Here is a 20,061-nt window from a genome sequence, read left to right on the forward strand (position 1 = left end):
GCTATTTACCTCCCCAAAGCACCACCGCCGCGGTAATGACTAAATTAAGCAGAGCCAGCGGCAGCATCCACTTCCAGCCAAATTGCAACAGTTGATCAAAACGGGGACGAGGCAATGCTGCGCGCAATAAAATAAAGAAGCAGATGAGCAATAAGGTTTTGATGATGAACCAGACAATTGGCGGCAACCAGGGTCCTAGCCAACCACCTAAAAACAAGGTAGTGATCATCATCGAAATCAGCATCATGCCCAGATATTCACCGAGGAAAAATAACGCGAATTTAATCCCCGAATATTCAGTATGGAATCCGGCCGTCAGTTCAGTTTCCGCTTCCGGTAAGTCAAACGGCAACCGATGGCTTTCGGCGATACCGGCAATCATAAAAATGACAAAACCGACAAACTGCGGCACCACATACCACAGACCGGTTTGGGCATGCACAATCGCAGACAGGTTAAAACTGCCACTGAGCATCACCACACCTAACAAGGACACTCCCATAAACACTTCATAACTGATAGTTTGAGCCGCAGCACGCATGCCGCCGAGCATGGCGTATTTGTTATTCGACGACCAGCCCGCCAAAATCACCGAATACACCGCCATCGAGGTCATCGCCAGAAAAAACAGCACGCCGATATTAGTATCTGACACCACTAAATCTGGCGTCATCGGCACCACCGCAAAACTCATTAAAATCGACACCGCACCAATTAGTGGCGCCAATACAAACACGGGTTTATCGGCAAATGGCGGGATCCAGTCATGTTTAAACAAAATTTTGATTAAGTCCGCGAGCGACTGCAAAATACCGAAAGGCCCAACCCGATTGGGGCCGTAGCGTTGTTGCCAGAAACCCAATAAACGTCGTTCAAACCAAACCAGCATCGCAGCGATAGGAATAAGAATCGCCACCATCAGGGTAATCATGATCAGCAAGTCCACATTTTGCATTATCATCTCGAGCAACGAGTTCAGCATTAGACTATCCCCTCAATAAATTGAATCGGAATGGTCTGATCTTGTGCCATCAATCGTGACTTTAATGCCGCTTTTTGCGCCTGTTGCTGTTGGCGCTGATCAGCTAAACGTTTTTTATGGGCAGTCACTTTTTGGCTACTGGCCGGAATAAGTACCTCGCATTCGGTTAAATTAAAGGGTTGATCGGCAGGTACATAAACCAACGCACAATTGGCTGGTACCTTGTCGCTAATGCTCACCTGCAGTAAGGTTTTATCATCATCACAACTGACCCATTGCTCATTTTTAAGCTCCACCTCGTCGGCCTGTTTAGGCGATATGATGATTTGTGCCTGTGGTGTCAGCTGCTGAATTGGTAGCGCCTGCAAACTCAAACTATCGCTGCCAAATACTTTTAACAGTGGTAGTAATTTCCAGTTGGCTTTGCTTAGTGACGACCAACTTGCCTGCCACTTGAACCAGTAACTTTCACTGTGTTGATTGACACAGAATACGCCTTGCTGCGCTGGTAACTCGGGCCCCCGATATTCATCACGAAACTTGTGATTAGACTGATTGGAATTCCAACCTGGTGACCAGCTATAGGCCATTGGGATAGTATTCTGCGCTGGGTTTATTTCCTCTGCGGATATTTTTTCTCCCGACACACGTTCCCCGGGTAACAGCCCTTCCATACTATGTTTATAAGGTGCATTCAGTTCAACAAAGGGTTTGGGCTCATGCACTGTCTGGTTGGCTAACATCGCAGTACGACCACTATAACGAGGCGATTGCATGGCAATCTGTTGTTGAGCAATTTGTTGCCAGTGCGAATCAAAATGTAAATAGGTGGCGCTGATCAAACTACGTAACTGACTGAGATCCTTAATTTCACCTAACTGGTGGTCCTGCACTTTTGCCAGATTCACCAGCCACTGCCAAGCTGGTAAACAAGGGGCTGAAGGGCTACTGGCCGGCCACCACGATTGCACCAATCCCTGATAATTTAAGCTACTGCCACTCGATTCACTGAAACTGGCAAGAGGCAGATTAATTTCATTTTTTACCGGCTCAGATAATTGGCTTAATCGCAGTAATTGATTGGCATTTTTGCTCCATTCTGCAACTTGTTGCTGACGGACTGGAGAGGTGTGATCCAATACAATCAAATTTACATTTTTGGCTTCGATGCGACTAGCCAAATCAGTGGCATTGAGATGTGGCCCGTGAGTGAGCAATCCCAACCCCAGCGTATTGCCTTCCGGTGGCACAATACACATCATTGCCTGCGGATTATTGATTGCCTTACGAATATTCGCGGCAGCGGCTAAAATCGCACTATGATTGGCCGACCAACCACTGATAATCAGTGGCCGTTTGGCCTGTTTCAAGGTTTCTGCCAACTGTTCAATCCCCGTCTCGACTTTCTGCACTCGGGGTGTGGGGGCATGTTCATTAAGTAAATTGGCCAGCAGAAAACCCTGCTCGGCAATTTGTTTCTGATCACCCACAAAATGTAACGTGGCCTGTTCCGTTAAGGCATTATCACCATAGCCAAGTATCGCCAACGGCACTTTGTTGTGGGGTAATATCTGTCGCACTGCAGCATCCTGCCAGGTGGGAACACGCAGTTTTTGTGCCTGTTGTTTGGCCTTATTTAACAACGCCTGACGCACCGACAGGGCAATACGCGGCGCACTGTTATTAATATCTTCACCGACAATAACAATCGCGTCGGCTTGTTCAATTTGCGCCAGACTGGCCTGCGGCCATTGCTGTAAAATGGCCATATGCAGTGCCAGCAATTGTTCTTGTTGTGGATCAGACATGGCACAGAAATTTTCCGCTCCGACTAACTGCTGCAAAGCAAAATTGTCTTCCAGGCTCGCCTGGGTACTTCCTACCCCCAACCACTGGGCTTTATCTTTAAGGCGACTTTGTAACGTTGGGTCGGCCCAAGCAGTGTCCTGCCCATCCATACTGATGACGTGGCGGCGCTGTTCACTGTTGACAAAACCAAAGCCAAAACGGCCTCGGTCACACAAAAAATAGCCATTCAAATGATCGTTAAATCGGTTAGTGACACGGCGGATGGAACCGTAGCGTTCACTCAACGTAATATTGCATCCCACCGAACAATGCTGACACACCGATGGAGCTGCCTGAATATCCCATTTACGCGCGTAGTGATCGCCAAAGGGCTTGTCGGTAAACACCCCAGTGGGGCAAACCTCCACCAAATTCCCGGCAAATTCGCTTTCCAGCGTACCGTCGCACTGACGTCCAAAGTAGACATGATTTTTGGATGCCTGTGCCGCTAAATCCTTACCACCGGCATAATCTTTATAAAAGCGTTCGCACCGATAACAGGTAATACAACGGTTCATTTCATGTTTGATTAGCGGGCCTAAATCCTGATTAGGAAATGTGGTCTTTTTGCCTTTGTATTGGCGCGAATAGTGACCGCTCATCACCGTCATATCCTGTAAATGACATTCCCCCCCTTCTGCACATACCGGACAATCATGGGGATGATGAGTCATTTGTGCGGCAATCACTTCAGCCCGAAATTCCTTTTCAGCCGGTTTTTGCATACTCACGCGCATGCCCTCAGTAACGGACGTCATACAGGCGACAATCATCCGTCCACGACTGTCATTTTCGTCCTGATACTGAGTCATGGCACACAATCGACAGGCTCCTACCGAGCCCATAGCCGGATGCCAACAAAAATAAGGCAGATCTTTTTTTAGCGACAAACAGGCCTGTAACAGATTTTGCCCTTCTGCCACCTCGTATTGCTGATTATCAATAAATATCTTGGTCATCATTTAATGTCCGTAAGGACAGCCCTTGTGATCAATATGCTGCTGAAATTCATCAGCGAAATATTTCATGCCACTACGCAACGGCTCCACTGCCCCCGGAGCCAGTGCGCAGAAGGTTTTTCCAATCCACATAAAACCGCACAGTTTTTGTAATTCATCAATATCGTCTTGAGAACCTTGACCGCTTTCAATTCGACTGAGTATTTCCACCGCCCAAGGCAAACCATCGCGGCAGGGTGTGCACCAACCACAAGATTCTTGAGCGAAAAATTGCATTAAATTCAAAATCATGCCCACTGGACAGTGGTGATCATCCAACGCAATAATTCCACCCGTGCCTAAACGACTCCCGGCCTTGGCAATCACGTCGTATTCCATTTTCAAATCCAAATGTTCCGGCAGCAGAAAATCGGTCGATGCGCCACCGGGTAACCAGCCTTTCAGTTTTAATCCATCCTGCATGCCTCCGCCCAAATCAAAGATTTGTTGTGCGGTAGCACCCATAGGCAGTTCCCATAAACCAGCCTGTTTTACCCGACCGCTGATACCGTAAATTTTGGTTCCCTTATCCGGACTGTCGGCGAGTTCGGTGTACCATTTGGCGCCGTTTTTCAAAATACACGGCAAGTTGCACAGCGTTTCGCAATTATTGACGATGGTGGGCCGCCCAAATAATCCCACCACCTGCGGAAATGGGGGTTTAGCCCGAGGATTGGCACGCTTGCCTTCCAGCGCATTAATTAATGCTGTTTCCTCACCACAAATATAGCGCCCTGCGCTGGTATGAAGATGTATCGTAAGTGAATAGTTACTTCCTTTAATGTTTTTTCCTAACAGTTTAGCCTTAGTCGCCTCATCAATGGCCTGCTGTAAACGCTTGGCACAAAGTCGATATTCACCACGCAAGAAGATAAACGCTACATTGGCACCGATGGCATAAGCCGCGATCATCATGCCTTCAATCAGCAGATGCGGCGCGCCTTCCATCAACATGCGATCCTTAAAGGTACCCGGCTCCATTTCATCCGCATTACATACCAGATATTTCTGTTCTGGTGCGTCATCGCCCATAGGTACAAAGCTCCATTTAGTACCGGTTTGAAATCCAGCACCACCACGACCTTTTAACTCTGAGTCAGTGACTTGTTGTTGCACCTCTTTCGCAGTCATGGCCAACGCATTAGTAAAACCCTGATAGCCGCCCGTGTTTTGGTAAGCAGCCAAATCCTGTGGATTAACTCTGTCCAGGTATTGCGTTAGGGGTTTATGCACATTTGACATTTATGCCTTTCCCCCTGATTTAGCGGTTTTAACGCCGATGTCAGCCAATAATTGATCGATTGATTCAATGGTCAGATTTTCCACCAAGTCACCGTTATGCATTAACGCCGGCGCTTTATCACAACAACCGAGACAGACATTAGTTAATAGCGTCACTTTGCCATCCGCGCTGGTTTGGCCAAATTCGATGCCAAGTTGCTGTTTAAGATGGGCGCCAATCAATGGAAAATCGTGCAGCCAACAGCTAATACTGTCGCACAAATGAATAATATGCTCGCCCACCGGCTGGCGGTAAATATGGTTATAAAAAGTCGCGACCCCTTCCAGTTGCACGACTGGCATTTGCAATAAATCAGCAATCGCATACAAACATTCATCGCTGATCCAGCGCCGCTCACGCTGTACAATCTGCATTGCATCAATACCGGCGGCGGCACGCTCTTCATACAATGCACATTCATGCTCAATAGCATCAATTTCGGTCTTGCTGAGTACCGTACGGTAATCAATCTGCTGAATCACAATAGGATCGGTTAAGCTGAAATCACTCATCGGTCTACATCCGCCATCACAAAATCAATACTGCCAATAGTGGCAATCAAATCAGCAATCATCTGCCCTCTGGCCATTACCGGAATCATTTGCAGATGAGGGAAAGACGGCGTGCGTATTCGAGTACGGTAACTCATGGTGCTGTGATCACTGGTAATGTAATAGGCATTGCTGCCTTTAGTGGCTTCCACTTCCATCATCACTTCACCTGCCGGCATAACAGGTCCCCAGCTCATACTTAAAAAATGCGGGATTAAACTGTCGATATCCGTCATGGTGCGATCTTTACGTGGTGGTGTGGTCAACGGATGTTCAGCTTTATAATCACCGGCGGGCATATTTTGTACGCATTGACGAATTATCCGCATACTCTGGCGAATTTCTTCCACCCGCACGGCACAACGGTCATAACAATCGCCGTTATTGCCTAACGGCACTTCAAATTCAAAATTGTCATAACCGCTATAGGGGCGTTTTTTACGCAGATCAAAATCCAATCCGGTGGCTCGCAAACCGGCCCCTGTCACTCCCCAATCAATGGCTGTCTCGGTGTCATAGGCGCCAATACCAATAGTTCGCGCCTTAAGAATGCTATTATTCATCACCATTTTGTCGTAGTCGGCCATGCGTTTGGGCATATAGTCGAGCCATTCGGTGATCATTTTGTCCCAACCATTTGGTAAATCACTGGCGGTACCACCAATCCGGAACCAGCTTGGATGCATACGCGCACCGGTAATCGCTTCAACGATGCCAAATAATTTTTCCCGATCGACAAACATATAAAAAATCGGTGATAGCGCACCGATATCCTGAGCAAACGTGCCGTAAAACAACAAATGACTAAGAATGCGAAAAATTTCCGCCATCATGACCCGAATCACTTTGGCTCGCTCCGGCACAGCAATACCCGCCAATTTTTCCAGCGCCATCACATAAGGCAGGTTATTCATTACCCCACCCAGATAATCTATTCGGTCAGTGTAGGGAATGTAGGAGTGCCAACTCTGACGTTCAGCCATTTTCTCCGCGCCCCGGTGGTGGTAGCCAATATCCGGAATCGCATCAATAATTTCTTCTCCATCCAGTTGCAACATGATGCGGAAAACACCATGCACACTAGGATGGTTAGGACCTAAATTCAGCCACATAAATTCATCAGGGTTGCCTTGAGGTTTCAGTCCCCACGCTTCGGGTTTGAATTTAAGTGCTTCTTGTTCCACATCACGAATATCATCCGGCAGGCTAAATTTGCCCATTTCGGTGGCTCGGGCCGGATGCTTTTTGAGTAACGGGTGACCTTGCCACGTCGTAGGCATCATAATTCGGCGCAGACAGGGATGGCCCTTAAAATCAATACCAAACAGATCCCAGACTTCCCTTTCATACCAGTTCGCATTCGGCCAGATATGACTGATACTAGGTGCCACTTTATGACTGATTGGCAACGGCACTTTAATCCGAACATCCTGATTGCGCTGGTAGGAACGAAATACATACACCAAGGTAAACTCACGGCGCTGCTCCAAAAAGCAATGCTGCCGATGGGTTTCATCCAGAGCGGTTAAATCGAACAAAAAATCGAAGGGTTTAGCCAGTTTACGACGCAAAATATCGCACAACTCAAGTAAATGCTGAGGTTCTACCCATATCGTCTGTACTTGATCAGCAGTGGTTTCAACCAGCAAATCCGCTTCCAACAGTGGTTGGATTTCACTGTGCAGCATGGATTTAACGGAGTCGCTTTGAATGGATTCAGCCACCGGCATACTCAGATCCTGTCCGGTGGGGTTAAATCGCGGGTTTTCATCCGTTCGGCATGTTTAATATCCCGCTGACTGGGTTTGGCAATTTGCGTCACTCCTTGTTCACCCACCACCCAACTCAGTGGCCGCTGTTCTTTGCCAATAGAGTCGCGTAACAATAACAAACCTTCCATCAGGGCTTCAGGGCGCGGTGGACAACCCGGTACATACACATCTACCGGTAAAAATTTATCGACCCCTTGCACCACCGAGTAAATATCGTACATGCCACCCGAGTTCGCACAAGAGCCCATAGATATAACCCATTTGGGCTCTAGCAACTGATCATAAAGATGCTTAACTACCGGAGCCATTTTGCGAAATACCGTGCCAGAAATCACAATCAAATCGGCTTCACGAGGTGTCGCACGGATCACCTCCGCGCCAAACCGGGCAATATCATGACGAGCGGTAAAGCTGGTCGCCATTTCCACGTAACAGCAAGATAAACCAAAATTAAATGGCCAAATGGAGTTTTTACGCCCCCAGTTGATCATGTTATTCAAACTACTAAACAACACATTACGTTTTACTTCTTGCCTTATTTGCGGATCATCAACGGCGATCTGCTCAGAAGACTGATGCACCACCACATTGGGATCGCTTAGATTCCAGTCCATTATTTCTTCCTCATTGAAGAATGATTGGCAATGTGGCGATTAACCACAGATAACGCCCCAACGCGCCATAAATACAACAAGCCAACCAGTAAAATCAGAATAAATACTAGTGCCTCAATAAATCCGGCTAAACCGACTTGCTCAACTGAAATCGCCCAAGCAAATAAAAATAGCGTTTCCAAATCAAATATGACGAAAAAGATAGCGTATAAAAAAAAGTGACTGCCAAACTTAATCCGTGCACTACCAAGTGACAAAATGCCGGACTCGTAAGGTAAATTAGTCGAATGACCTGCGGTACGTGGGCCCAAAATAGCGGAAACCAGCATTACGCCCATTAGCAGTAATACGGTAAAAGAAAAATACAACAGAATCGGCCATAACTCGGCCAGCGCTAGCCCCATAAAAAATCAAATTCCCACATTGGTTTATGATTTTCCGGTCATTTATGCCGGAATTAAAAAGCTTGTTTTGTTGTTGCGAACAATCAGAAACGTTCTGGTTAAAGTTTGTACAGATTTTAACTTTCGTCAAATTTGTTAATGAAATTATTAGCTTACAGAGGGGTGGAATGTATTAACAAACCAGCAATAACAAGGGGGGAGATGGATAAAAAGAATTTTTGCAAGATTAGATTATTAACTTTGAATTAACATTTAAGGGGGGATAAATAATAGTCTCCCGGTCAATCTACTTTTGGATTATTGGCTTAGGGTTGACAGGAATAGCCAGATTTTTCATCCATTTTCGACTACTAATACGCTTATGTACCGGAATAAACTTGGCAAAATCTTCCACAAACATTAAGGCGTAAATTACCAGAAACGGAACCTCTAAATAAAAAATGGCAAAGGCATAACAAGGAATGCCAATGAACCACATTACAATGGTGTCGGTAACCAGCACAAAATGAATATCTCCCCCCGCCCTAAGCACTCCAAGAATACGTACCATATTGATCACTTTAACCCACACAATACAAGCAAAGAGACCCAATGTTTCAAACAGTAAACCACTGGTTAACGGATCGAGTTGGTCAAATTGGCTAACTACCCAGGGTCTTAAAAACCACAGCAAAATGCCCAGTACAATCACCAATGTTATGGTTAGCTGAATAAACAACCGTTGCAATTGCCAGGCACCTTGATTACCACCGGCACCAAGCGAGCGACCAATCATTACCGTCGAAGCATTAGATAATCCCACAAATAAAGCAAAAAACAGGCTTTCTATCGGTACAATTGCGCCCATTACAGCTAGCGCTTCAGTTCCTGCAAAACCGGTGAGTACATGATATGTGGCATTGCCAACGCCCCACACCAGATGGTTGATCACTAATGGAGCAGAAAAATGTATAAACTTTTTAAACGCGGCTTTATCTCTGATCGCCAAAAAATGCGGCAAATTTAACGCGAAACCATGTTTCTTTGCATACAACCACACTAAGATTCCGGTTAGCTGCAATAGTCTTGATAATAAGGTCGCCCAGGCGGCTCCTGCGACTCCCAACTCTGGAAAACCCCAATGGCCGAAGATCAGGGCAAAATTCAAAATCACATTGATTATTGCCGAAAACGCGCCCATCGCTAACGGCAAAGCGGTATTGCCCATTGATCGCAAAGCAGACTCGTATATCACAATCAATTGTGTGAGCAGCAAGGCAAGGGCGGTGATTTGTAAATACTCAGCGGCCAGCGCGACTACCTGTGGATCGGGATTAATCAGCGCCAGTAGAAAATCACTTCCGTAAGCAAACAATAGTATGAAGGGGAGCATCACCACGCTACCTAGCACCAGCGCGAGCGCCAAGGTTTTTTGACTGGCCGACACATTTTTTGCGCCAGAATATTGCGCGATAAGAATGCCACAACCGGCACCCAGACCATTCATCAACACTAATAACAAGAAATGCAATTTTGCCGCTAATCCCACCGCAGCAACGGCAACCGAACCGAGTTCACTTACCATCAACACATCGGCCATGCCCAGAAAGGATTGCAGCATCATCTGGACTGCAACCGGCACAGCTAAGGCGACAATACTCCACCACAAGGCAGAGCTGCCCCACTGAGATGGAGTTAAATGACGTTGAGACATGTTGTGATGATTCGCCAAGACATTAAACAATAATGTTGATAACTATCTCCGATTAATTATGCAAAGCGTCAGGTAAATCCCGTCGAACAGCAAAAAAATCATTATGGATCTTCTTATACAAAATAATTGAGGCCAATATTAACGTTAGTGCATTAGCCGCAATCACAGCGACATCACCACGCAATATACCGTACCCCAACCATAGTGACACACCCACTGTAAATACGATGTACATAGTCAAAGAGAGTGACGAAGTATCGCCAGTTTTAATGACCATCAACACTTGTGGTGCAAAAGAAAACGTTGTGCAAAACGCTGCAATAAACCCTATAGAATCAATTAAGCCCATCATAATTCCCAACAACCAAAAACATGCTCAAATTATAGCCATATAAAGTACTATCCTCTATGTTCCAACCTTGCATTTACATGTTATAAACTATCATTATTGTTATTAATCTGTTACTGGAGTGATTTGATGGCATCAGCAAAAATCTGGGAAAACATATTGGAATTAGGCCCGGATTGTCATGAACGATTTCTGGTGCAAGACAATGTGTCTTTACTCGCCTCGTTAGAAATTGGCTTTGCCGGTATTTCCACTTTGCGGGGTCGTTATCAAGTGGGAAGACGTGTACCGGATTACCACACCTTGTTATTTACCATTGAAGGACAAGGAAAGTTACACTGCCCCGCCGGACAACAGAAAATAGAACCCAATACCCTTACTTTGCTTCCTGTAGGACAACCCTTTCTATTTGAGCTGGACGCCGATGTGTGGAAAACCGCCTGGTTTTGTTTGGATGACGGACAACTTTGGGAGCATTTACGGCATAGAAAAGCGTCCGTGTTATATTGTGAAAGTGCCCAGGCGATTTACCACTTATTGTGTCATCTGTATTACGAAAACCGTGCCGAAATGCAGTCCGGTTCTATTACCCAGATCCAACAGTATTTGCATTTGAATATTGGTAAAAACACCTTGATACAGCATGAATCTCCAGCCCAAACGCGACGGCTGGAAAACTTGTTTCAACATATTCAGCAGCAGTTGCACTTTCCTTGGACAGTTGAAGAAATGGCCGCCCAGATCCATTACTCGGCGCCCCATTTACATCGACTATGCCAAAAAACCTACCAACAAAGCCCGTTACAGCACCTAATCCATTTGCGCATGGAACGAGCCAGGCATCTACTCACAGAAACTAACTGGTCACTAGCACAAATAGCCAATTCCGTCGGCTATCAGGACGTATTCAATTTTTCAAACCGATTCAAAAAATCGGTGGGTGTCGCGCCAAGTCGTTACCGTAATCAACAAAGCAGTAAGTTATCCTGAAATAGATCTAAACAGCGTTGTGGCTCTGCGGTTAAACTCGGCTAAACAGCTGTTTTATGGCGTTTTTTTGTACTAAGCTGTTTTTTTAATCGGTTTAAGCGCACTCCCTATGTTATTACGTTCCGTTATTAAGCAAGTGCAACAACAAAACTGGATCGCTATCCTGATTGACTTTTTGATTGTGGTTGTAGGAGTTTTTGTTGGTCTGCAAGTCACCAACTGGAATGAAGCCCGCATTGAAGAACAGCAATCTGAGGTATTTAGTCAACGTTTAACCCATGATCTACTTGAAGAAGCCTGGAATTATCAGTTTTTAATTGAATACTACGGTGATGTGCTGGATAACGCGAATCGGGCGGTAGCGGTTCTCGAAGGCCGAGTTGAAATGAGCGATGAAACCCTGTTAATTGCCGCTTATCGAGCCACTCAATACAGTTTGGATACCCGTATGCGCTCTACCTACGATGAACTTACCGCTACCGGCAAACTGGATTTAATCAAAAGTCCCTTGCTGCGCGATACTGCCATGCGTATTTATAACTTCTCACTATTTGAAACCATCCGCAGTGCAGGTGAAAACTCGGCATATCGCCAAACATTCAGAATGTTGATACCAATACAATTGCAAGAAAGATTACTCAAACAATGCGGTGACCACTTTGTTGAGATACTCGACTATCAGCATATAGTTGATTCGCTGGATTATGATTGCCAACTACATCTGCCTACAGATCAAATATCAACAGCGGCAGATCTACTAAGGTCTAATAAACAGATTGTCGGCGCCTTGCGTTTGCGCTATTCACAATTGCAATCTAACGTAGCCAGTTTGACTATCTATTACCCCGAGATACGTGAAGGATTACGTAAAATCGTCGACCAGCAAGATTGACCCGCCCAACGGATAATTTTGTCTCGCTATTTTTCACCCAATTTAATCCAAAACAGCTAGAATAGCGGTTTCATTCAACACCTGATTTTTACAAGGACCCCTATGCCCTGGTTACAACTTAAAATAATGTCCAATCCCGAACAGGCAGAATCAGTAGGCGATATGCTAACGGGTAATGGGGCCATGGCCGTCACGTTTTTAGACGCCAAAGATAGCCCGCAATATGAACCGAAGCCCGGTGAAATCATGTTGTGGCCAGAAACCTGGGTAATGGGTCTATTTGAAGCCAAACAGGACATGCAGCGGGTAATCCGGAATTTGTCTCAGAGTAAAATTCTTGGCACTGATTTCGAATATAGCTTGAACCCACTGGAAGACAAGGACTGGGAAAGGGAATGGATGGAAAATTTTCACCCGATGCAATTTGGTGAAAAGTTATGGATTTGTCCCAGTTGGCGTGACGTGCCGGATCCTGATGCCGTTAATGTTATGCTCGACCCGGGATTAGCGTTTGGCACTGGCACCCATGAAACCACCGCGTTATGTCTGCAATGGTTGGATAGTGTCGATTTAACTGACAAAACAGTAATCGATTTTGGCTGTGGCTCAGGCATTTTGGGTATTGCCGCACTCAAACTCGGAGCCAAACGAGTCATTGGTATCGATATAGATCCCCAGGCGTTATTAGCCAGTCAGGACAATGCTGATCGCAATGGTGTAGGCAATAAAATTGAATTGTACTTACCGGATGATGCCCCCAATATTCAAGGCGATATTGTGCTAGCCAATATTCTCGCTGCCACCTTAAAAGAGCTTAAAAGTATCATCAGCGCTACCTGCAAAACCTCTGGCTACTTGGTGATGTCGGGCATTCTGGATAATCAGGCGCAAGACATCCAGCAGTTGTATAGCAATGATTATGAAATGCAACCAATCGCCATCCAGGGTGAATGGGCAAGAGTGTCAGGATGTAAGCGCTAACTTAATAAATTACCGCAGTATATTAATATTTTGTTAATCAAATATTCGGCTGGGAACCTTTTTAAATATAGGCTGCCTTAAAATGCGGCTAAATATTTGTACACAGAGCACTAATTTTAAAATGGTTTTATTTTGTCAATAGCAAAAAGGCAAAAAAACATGGTAATTGTTTAAAAACTAGCCTTTTCAACACTCAAAAAAAACCGTAAACTTGCCCCCCTTTTTGACAGGCTGTGCGTTTTTTGAGCTATCCGGCATTACAAATTGGCCCCTATAAGCTGTCCAATAATATTCTGCTGGCACCCATGGCAGGTATTACCGACAGGCCTTTTCGACAATTGTGTTCGAGATTGGGCGCTGGATTAGTGGTATCAGAAATGTTGTCTTCTAATCCCAAGGTTTGGAATTCGGCTAAATCTCGGCAACGGATGAATCACGACGGTGAGTCAGGTATTCGTTCAGTGCAAATAGCCGGTGCCGACCCGGAATTAATGGCCGACGCAGCCAAGCATAACGTCAAAAATGGTGCCCAGATTGTGGATATCAATATGGGCTGTCCGGCAAAGAAAGTGAATAAGAAATTAGCGGGTTCTGCGCTATTGCAATATCCGGCCTTGGTTGAAGAAATCATTCAATCAGTCGTCGCCGCAGTAGACGTCCCGGTCACGTTAAAAATTCGTACCGGCTGGGATACAGAAAATCGCAATGGTGTTGAAATTGCCCAAATCGCCCAACGTAATGGCATTCAGTCTTTAGCGGTGCATGGTCGCACTAAGGCCTGTATGTATCGAGGCGAGGCAGAGTACTGCACGATCAAGGCGATAAAACAGTCGGTTGATATTCCGGTGGTTGCCAACGGTGATATTAATACGGCTGAAAAAGCCAAACAGGTACTGGAATATACCGGTGCCGATGCAGTAATGATTGGTCGCGGAGCACAGGGTCGCCCCTGGATATTTCGCGAAATTAATCATTATCTGCAAACAGGTGAATTTTTACCTGCCCCAGACAAGGACGAAGTGAGGGATATTTTGCTGGAGCATATTCAAAATGTGCATCAGTTTTATGGCACTCATCTGGGACCCAGAATAGCTCGCAAGCATGTGGGCTGGTATTTGGCCGATCAGGAAGATAATCGCCAATATCAAAGGTTCTTTAATGGACTGGAAGAAGCTGAAGCGCAGATTGAAGCGTTACAGCAGTTTTTTGAAAAGTTAGCCAATTAACTTAGCGTGGATTGGCTTTTGATGTACTTACTAACCAAAGAGCAAGATCGATATGTTTGAACAAACTACAAGTTCACCTTTTACTACTATTATCACTACTCCGTCTCAAACTCAGGCACAAAAGCCGTTACGTGAGTCTGTCAAACAAGCCGTTAATAAATATTTAAAGCAATTAGACAATAACAACATCGAAAACTTATATGAGTTGGTATTGGCTGAAATTGAAGCGCCATTATTGGAAGAAGTCATGACCCACACTCGTGGCAATCAGACTCGCGCTTCGATCATGATGGGTATCAACCGCGGAACCTTGCGTAAGAAATTAAAACAATACGGAATGAGCTAAGCTTATTTGTATAAAACATTTTAAAGAGCACCTGATGGTGCTCTTTACTTTTGTGGGCAGCTAACTGTCCTGATTAACTGTTTATAATATTCCCGATAAGGATTTGCACAACATGGCAAACGCAACACCTGTTCGTCGCGCACTGTTAAGTGTTTCTGATAAGACTGGCATCGTCGAATTCGCCCAAGCTTTAGCCGCGATGGACGTAGAACTGTTATCCACGGGTGGTACCGCAAAACTACTCGCTGACAATGGCATTAACGTAACTGAAGTGTCTGACTACACCGGTCACCCTGAAATTATGGATGGTCGAGTCAAAACATTACATCCTAAAATTCATGGTGGCATTTTGGCTCGTCGTGATCAGGATGAGCAAGTCATGGCCGATAACCAGATTAATCCTATCGATATGGTAGTCGTCAATCTTTATCCTTTTGCCGCCACTGTCGCCAATGATGACTGCACATTAGAAGACGCCATTGAAAATATCGATATTGGTGGCCCGACAATGGTGCGTGCGGCAGCTAAAAACCATAAAGATGTGACCATTATTGTTAATGCCAAAGACTATGGTCGTGTATTGGAAGAAATGAATAACAACAATGGTGTCGTCGCTGATGCCACTCGTTTTGATTTAGCCATTGCTGCTTTTGAACACACCGCTCAGTATGACGGAATGATCGCCAACTATTTCGGTGCCATGATCGATTCAGTTGACTGCGAAGACGATTGCGGACATGAACACAGCCAATTCCCACGTACTTACAATATGCAGTTCAGCAAAAAGCAGGATTTACGCTATGGTGAAAACAGCCATCAGTCCGCTGCTTTTTACGTTGAAAATGCGATTCAGGAAGCCTCTGTGGCGACGGCTGAACAGTTACAGGGTAAAGAATTATCCTATAACAATATCGCTGATACCGATGCGGCACTGGAATGTGTGAAAGAGTTTGCCGAACCGGCCTGTGTCATCGTTAAGCACGCTAATCCCTGTGGTGTGGCGTTGGGCGATGATATTCTTAGCGCCTATAACCGGGCTTATCAAACCGATCCTACATCCGCTTTTGGCGGCATTATCGCCTTTAACCGTGAATTGGATGCAGCGACCGCACAAGCGATAATTGATCGCCAATTCGTTGAGGTTATTATTGCCCCATCAATTGCAAGTGATGCAGCTGAGGTGTTATCTGCCAAACAAAATGTTCGGGTTCTGGCCTGTGGCGACTGGCAAGGGCAATTAACTGACGAATTCGATATTAAACGGGTTAACGGCGGACTGTTAGTTCAAGAACGTGACTTTGGCATGGTTGAATTGGATGACCTTAAAGTCGTCACTAAGGTACAGCCTACCGAACAGCAGTTGAAAGACTTACTATTCACTTGGAAAGTGGCTAAATACGTCAAGTCTAACGCTATTGTTTATTGCAAAGACAGCATGACTATCGGTGTCGGAGCAGGTCAAATGAGCCGTGTTTATTCAGCCAAAATTGCCGGCATAAAAGCGGCCGATGAAAACCTTGAAGTCGCCGGTTCGGTGATGGCATCTGATGCCTTCTTTCCGTTCCGTGATGGTATCGATGCCGCAGCAGCAGCCGGGATTTCGGCAGTTATTCAGCCTGGTGGTTCAATGCGTGATCAGGAAGTCATTGATGCAGCGGATGAGCATGGTATCGCGATGGTGTTTACCGGTATGCGTCATTTCCGCCACTAATTTTTAATTTCAGATCGAGTTGGCAGGGCTTATTGATACTTATCAATTCCGCGCTGCCGCCTCGACCTTGCAGCACAATTCACATTGTTGAATTAAATAAACGTTTTTTAGATTTCTGTAGGTCGGGCGTTAGTCCGTCAATATTAAAAATATAAAGGTTAGCAAAATGAACATTCTAATCATCGGCGCGGGTGGTCGTGAACATGCGTTAGGCTGGAAAGCCGCTCAATCTCCGTTAGTGGAGCAGGTTTTTATCGCACCGGGTAATGCCGGTACGGAATTAGAGCCTAAATTGCAAAATGTCGATCTCCAGGTAGAAGATATTGCCGGTTTAGTCGCCTTTGCCCAGCAACAACAGATCGGCTTAACAATAGTTGGCCCTGAAGTACCGCTGGTTTTAGGTGTCGTCGATGCTTTTCAGGCAGCGAACTTAAAGATTTTTGGTCCAACCCAAAGTGCCGCACAACTGGAAGGCTCTAAAGCATTTACTAAAGATTTTCTGGCCCGTCATAAGATCCCCACGGCTGAATATCAAAACTTCGTCGAAATCGATCCAGCCATTGCCTATGTGCGTGAAAAAGGCGCTCCAATAGTCATTAAGGCTGATGGTTTAGCCGCCGGTAAAGGCGTGATTGTAGCCATGACCCTAAGTGAAGCCGAAGAGGCCATTCGCGATATGTTAGCCGGCAATGCGTTTGGTGAAGCCGGTAGCCGTGTCGTCATTGAAGAATTCCTGGACGGTGAGGAAGCCAGCTTTATTGTCATGGTGGATGGTAAAAATGTACTGCCATTTGCCACTAGTCAAGACCATAAACGAGTGGGTAATGGCGATACCGGACCTAACACCGGCGGCATGGGCGCTTACTCCCCAGCCCCTGTTGTGACAGATGAAATCCATCAGCGCGCCTTACAAGAGGTTATTTATCCTACCGTAGAAGGCATGGCTGCAGAAGGTCACCCTTACACAGGTTTTCTATATGCAGGCTTAATGATCATGGCTGATGGCACCCCGAAGGTAATTGAATACAATTGCCGATTTGGTGATCCTGAAACCCAGCCTATTATGTTGCGTTTGCAATCCGACCTGGTGGAACTCTGTTTAGCGGCCATCGACGAAAAACTCGATCAAACTGAAATTGCCTTTGACCCGCGTGCGGCAGTCGGAGTGGTATTAGCAGCAGGTGGCTATCCTGGAAGTTACAACAAAGGTGATGTCATAAGCGGCTTGGCAGTAGAAGAATCTGCCGATGCTAAAGTGTTCCATGCTGGAACCAAGTTACAAAATGGTCTGGTTGCGACCAATGGTGGAAGAGTGCTGTGTGCTACAGCATTAGGTAATACCGTGACCGAAGCCCAGCAAAATGCCTATCAACTAACTAAACAAATTAGCTGGGATGGCATGTTCTATCGGGATGATATTGCCTGGCGAGCCATGGCACGCGAACAAAAATAACCTCCCCTTCAGCTCATTTCCGTCTGCTATCTGTTGCGGGCGGAAATGACGCGATTAAATTTGATCCAAATCAATTTCGCTTGAATCGTCCACTTGTTCCTCCCATAAAACCCGCCAAAATTGGATTTTTAGGAGAAACATTATGTGGCAACTTATTACTAACGATCCCGTGGTCTGGGGTTCATTATTAGGTTTAACCATCGTGATTGGTTTGTGCGGTTATTACGTCTATCTGTTTATACACAATATTGCCAAATCATCTTAGGGTCTGCTTATCTTGCCTATTCAGCTCCGCTGGCAGCTATTTGGTACTGGCAAGTTCACCTTGAGATAGCACAATCCAACCGTCAATGTAGATATTATCCGGGCGTCGTGCCGCATAAATAGACCCGGAGTCTAATAGTTGCTGGATTTTGGAACGAGTCAGTTCAAGACGATCTGCACGGTAATAATTGCGCTGCATAGCGGAATCGAATTGTGCATGTTGGCGTGGGGAAACCGGATTTGAATGGGCAATATTTCCCACTTTAAAGCGCACAGTATCATCATTAACAGCAATCACTTTCATGGGAATGTAGCGAAAGCGAAAATCAGAATGTTCATCGATTGCTAAATAATCCACGTAGAAAAAATCGTTCTTGCGGGGATGTTCGACAATGGTCTGGGTCAGATATTGATGTTGGGCGGAAATCAGATGAAACAGGGTGACAATAAAAAGAATGACAAAAATTTCAATATGTTCGAAAAGCCATTCAATAACAGAGCTAAAGCGATAAAAGCCACCTGCTCTAATAACACTGATTGCAGCCAAGTTATTCATTCCAAGTCCTTGAGAATTAATTGAAAATAAAGTGTATAAAGTTTAACCAGCTAACACAAATAAACCTTTTCTCGCGCGTGAATCGAATTAACATTCATTGTCGTTAACCAGTCATATGCCGATGCCCATAGTCACCGCTTAGTGCAAGGCGACCGTTTTCAAGCGTCTTAACCGCTGGTATTTGACACTCGATGGCACAATGATCTAATTTTACTGCCCGGTTACCTAACCAACAGATCGCCAGTAGGACACTTTTAATAAAATGGTGGTATGCTGGTGAACTTGCTCAACTTTATTATTGAAGCTTATGTCGATTAAACATCCTATTATTGCAATAACAGGCTCTTCTGGTGCCGGTACGACCACAACCACGAGCGCTATTCGTCATATTTTCCGTAATCTGGGTGTCAACTCTGCCGAAGTGGAAGGTGACAGTTTTCATCGGTTTACCCGCCCTGAAATGGACGTTGAAATACGTAAATCTCAGGAGCAAGGCAAGCACATCAGCTATTTTGGCCCTAAAGCCAATGACTTTGTGATGTTGGAAAAGCTGTTTGCTCAATATGGGGAAACGGGCAATGGACAATATCGTCGTTACCTCCATTCCTTTGATGATGCGGTACCTTTCAACCAAATGCCCGGTACCTTTACCCCTTGGCAACAACTGCCAGAAAAAACCGACTTGCTGTTTTATGAAGGACTGCACGGTGGTGTTGTTACCGATGAAGCCAATGTAGCTAAACATGTGGATTTACTGGTTGGCATGGTGCCGATTGTCAATCTGGAGTGGATCCAAAAAATCGTTCGAGACACTACCGATCGAGGTCACTCTCGCGAAGCAGTGATGAGTAGTATCGTGCGTGGTATGGATGATTACTTTCAATATATCACCCCGCAATTCTCTAAAACTCACGTTAACTTTCAGCGCGTTCCTACCGTAGACACCTCCAATCCATTTAGCGCCAGAGATATTCCATCTCATGATGAAAGCTTTGTAGTGGTACGTTTTCGCCGGGAAATGACCAATGTGGATTACCCCTATTTACTGCAAATGATCGACGGGGCATTTATGTCTCGGATTAATACACTGGTAGTACCGGGCGGTAAAATTGGCTTGGCAATGGAGTTAGTACTTACTCCATTGATTGA

At 45.5% G+C, this 20,061-nt stretch carries 19 protein-coding genes; 9 read left to right on the forward strand and 10 right to left on the reverse strand.

The features are described 5' to 3' along the window. Position 1: 1 nt before the first annotated feature. The 9 genes from nuoH to ACTD55_RS16200 form a co-directional block, all read right to left on the reverse strand. Positions 2 to 982 (reverse strand): NADH-quinone oxidoreductase subunit NuoH, encoded by a 981-nt coding sequence (nuoH, locus tag ACTD55_RS16160; protein WP_438865369.1) that lies wholly within the window; start codon positions 980 to 982, stop codon positions 2 to 4. Then, a complete protein-coding gene (gene nuoG / locus ACTD55_RS16165; protein ID WP_438865370.1) occupies positions 982 to 3,792 on the reverse strand; it encodes an NADH-quinone oxidoreductase subunit NuoG in 2,811 nt (936 codons plus the stop codon). The genes nuoH and nuoG overlap by 1 nt, the downstream gene beginning before the upstream one ends. Then, positions 3,793 to 5,070: an NADH-quinone oxidoreductase subunit NuoF gene (nuoF, locus tag ACTD55_RS16170; protein ID WP_438865371.1), complete on the reverse strand. Its 1,278-nt coding sequence runs from the start codon at positions 5,068 to 5,070 to the stop codon at positions 3,793 to 3,795. Next, positions 5,071 to 5,622, reverse strand: a complete 552-nt coding sequence (gene nuoE, locus ACTD55_RS16175) for an NADH-quinone oxidoreductase subunit NuoE (protein ID WP_438865372.1) — start codon at positions 5,620 to 5,622, stop codon at positions 5,071 to 5,073. Then, positions 5,619 to 7,349, reverse strand: a complete 1,731-nt coding sequence (gene nuoC, locus ACTD55_RS16180; RefSeq protein ID WP_438865388.1) for an NADH-quinone oxidoreductase subunit C/D — start codon at positions 7,347 to 7,349, stop codon at positions 5,619 to 5,621. Before nuoC ends, nuoE begins: the two co-directional genes overlap by 4 nt. A gap of 44 nt (positions 7,350 to 7,393) precedes the next feature. Next, complete coding sequence (locus ACTD55_RS16185) at positions 7,394 to 8,047, reverse strand: NuoB/complex I 20 kDa subunit family protein (protein WP_438865373.1); 654 nt, start codon at positions 8,045 to 8,047, stop codon at positions 7,394 to 7,396. After that, entirely contained in the window at positions 8,047 to 8,451 is a 405-nt protein-coding gene (gene ndhC, locus ACTD55_RS16190; RefSeq protein ID WP_438865374.1) for an NADH-quinone oxidoreductase subunit A, read from the reverse strand. Before ndhC ends, ACTD55_RS16185 begins: the two co-directional genes overlap by 1 nt. Before the next feature lie 286 nt (positions 8,452 to 8,737). Beyond that, a complete protein-coding gene (locus ACTD55_RS16195; protein ID WP_438865375.1) occupies positions 8,738 to 10,144 on the reverse strand; it encodes an MATE family efflux transporter in 1,407 nt (468 codons plus the stop codon). A gap of 52 nt (positions 10,145 to 10,196) precedes the next feature. Further along, a complete protein-coding gene (locus tag ACTD55_RS16200; protein WP_438865376.1) occupies positions 10,197 to 10,496 on the reverse strand; it encodes a SemiSWEET transporter in 300 nt (99 codons plus the stop codon). Positions 10,497 to 10,622: 126 nt separating this feature from the next. Here ACTD55_RS16200 and ACTD55_RS16205 point away from each other — a divergent pair, with 126 nt between their 5' ends. The 8 genes from ACTD55_RS16205 to ACTD55_RS16240 all read left to right on the forward strand — a co-directional run bounded on the left by ACTD55_RS16205 (position 10,623) and on the right by ACTD55_RS16240 (position 18,357). Continuing rightward, positions 10,623 to 11,483, forward strand: coding sequence for an AraC family transcriptional regulator (locus ACTD55_RS16205; RefSeq protein WP_438865377.1), 861 nt, complete (start codon positions 10,623 to 10,625; stop codon positions 11,481 to 11,483). A 109-nt stretch (positions 11,484 to 11,592) separates the two neighbouring features. Next, on the forward strand, positions 11,593 to 12,375 hold the full coding sequence (locus tag ACTD55_RS16210) for a hypothetical protein (protein ID WP_438865378.1): 783 nt from the start codon (positions 11,593 to 11,595) through the stop codon (positions 12,373 to 12,375). Between the two features lie 102 nt (positions 12,376 to 12,477). After that, positions 12,478 to 13,356: a 50S ribosomal protein L11 methyltransferase gene (gene prmA, locus ACTD55_RS16215; protein ID WP_438865379.1), complete on the forward strand. Its 879-nt coding sequence runs from the start codon at positions 12,478 to 12,480 to the stop codon at positions 13,354 to 13,356. A gap of 242 nt (positions 13,357 to 13,598) precedes the next feature. Further along, complete coding sequence (gene dusB, locus ACTD55_RS16220) at positions 13,599 to 14,582, forward strand: tRNA dihydrouridine synthase DusB (protein WP_438865380.1); 984 nt, start codon at positions 13,599 to 13,601, stop codon at positions 14,580 to 14,582. A 52-nt stretch (positions 14,583 to 14,634) separates the two neighbouring features. Beyond that, positions 14,635 to 14,928, forward strand: coding sequence for a DNA-binding transcriptional regulator Fis (gene fis, locus ACTD55_RS16225; protein WP_438865381.1), 294 nt, complete (start codon positions 14,635 to 14,637; stop codon positions 14,926 to 14,928). A 112-nt stretch (positions 14,929 to 15,040) separates the two neighbouring features. Then, positions 15,041 to 16,639: a bifunctional phosphoribosylaminoimidazolecarboxamide formyltransferase/IMP cyclohydrolase gene (gene purH / locus ACTD55_RS16230; RefSeq protein WP_438865382.1), complete on the forward strand. Its 1,599-nt coding sequence runs from the start codon at positions 15,041 to 15,043 to the stop codon at positions 16,637 to 16,639. A gap of 166 nt (positions 16,640 to 16,805) precedes the next feature. Then, a complete protein-coding gene (gene purD / locus ACTD55_RS16235) occupies positions 16,806 to 18,092 on the forward strand; it encodes a phosphoribosylamine--glycine ligase (protein ID WP_438865383.1) in 1,287 nt (428 codons plus the stop codon). 142 nt (positions 18,093 to 18,234) lie between these two features. Next, the gene (locus ACTD55_RS16240; protein WP_438865384.1) at positions 18,235 to 18,357 is read left to right on the forward strand and encodes a hypothetical protein; all 123 of its coding nucleotides are present in this window, start codon (positions 18,235 to 18,237) and stop codon (positions 18,355 to 18,357) included. 36 nt (positions 18,358 to 18,393) lie between these two features. Here ACTD55_RS16240 and ACTD55_RS16245 read toward each other — a convergent pair whose 3' ends face one another. Further along, positions 18,394 to 18,912 (reverse strand): hypothetical protein, encoded by a 519-nt coding sequence (locus ACTD55_RS16245; RefSeq protein WP_438865385.1) that lies wholly within the window; start codon positions 18,910 to 18,912, stop codon positions 18,394 to 18,396. Positions 18,913 to 19,219: 307 nt separating this feature from the next. Here ACTD55_RS16245 and ACTD55_RS16250 point away from each other — a divergent pair. Then, positions 19,220 to 20,061 (forward strand): phosphoribulokinase (locus ACTD55_RS16250; RefSeq protein ID WP_438865386.1); only part of this gene is annotated, 842 nt, incomplete at its 3' end.

The organism is Neptunicella sp. (assembly GCF_048268085.1).
In the GTDB taxonomy this organism is placed as follows: domain Bacteria; phylum Pseudomonadota; class Gammaproteobacteria; order Enterobacterales; family Alteromonadaceae; genus Neptunicella.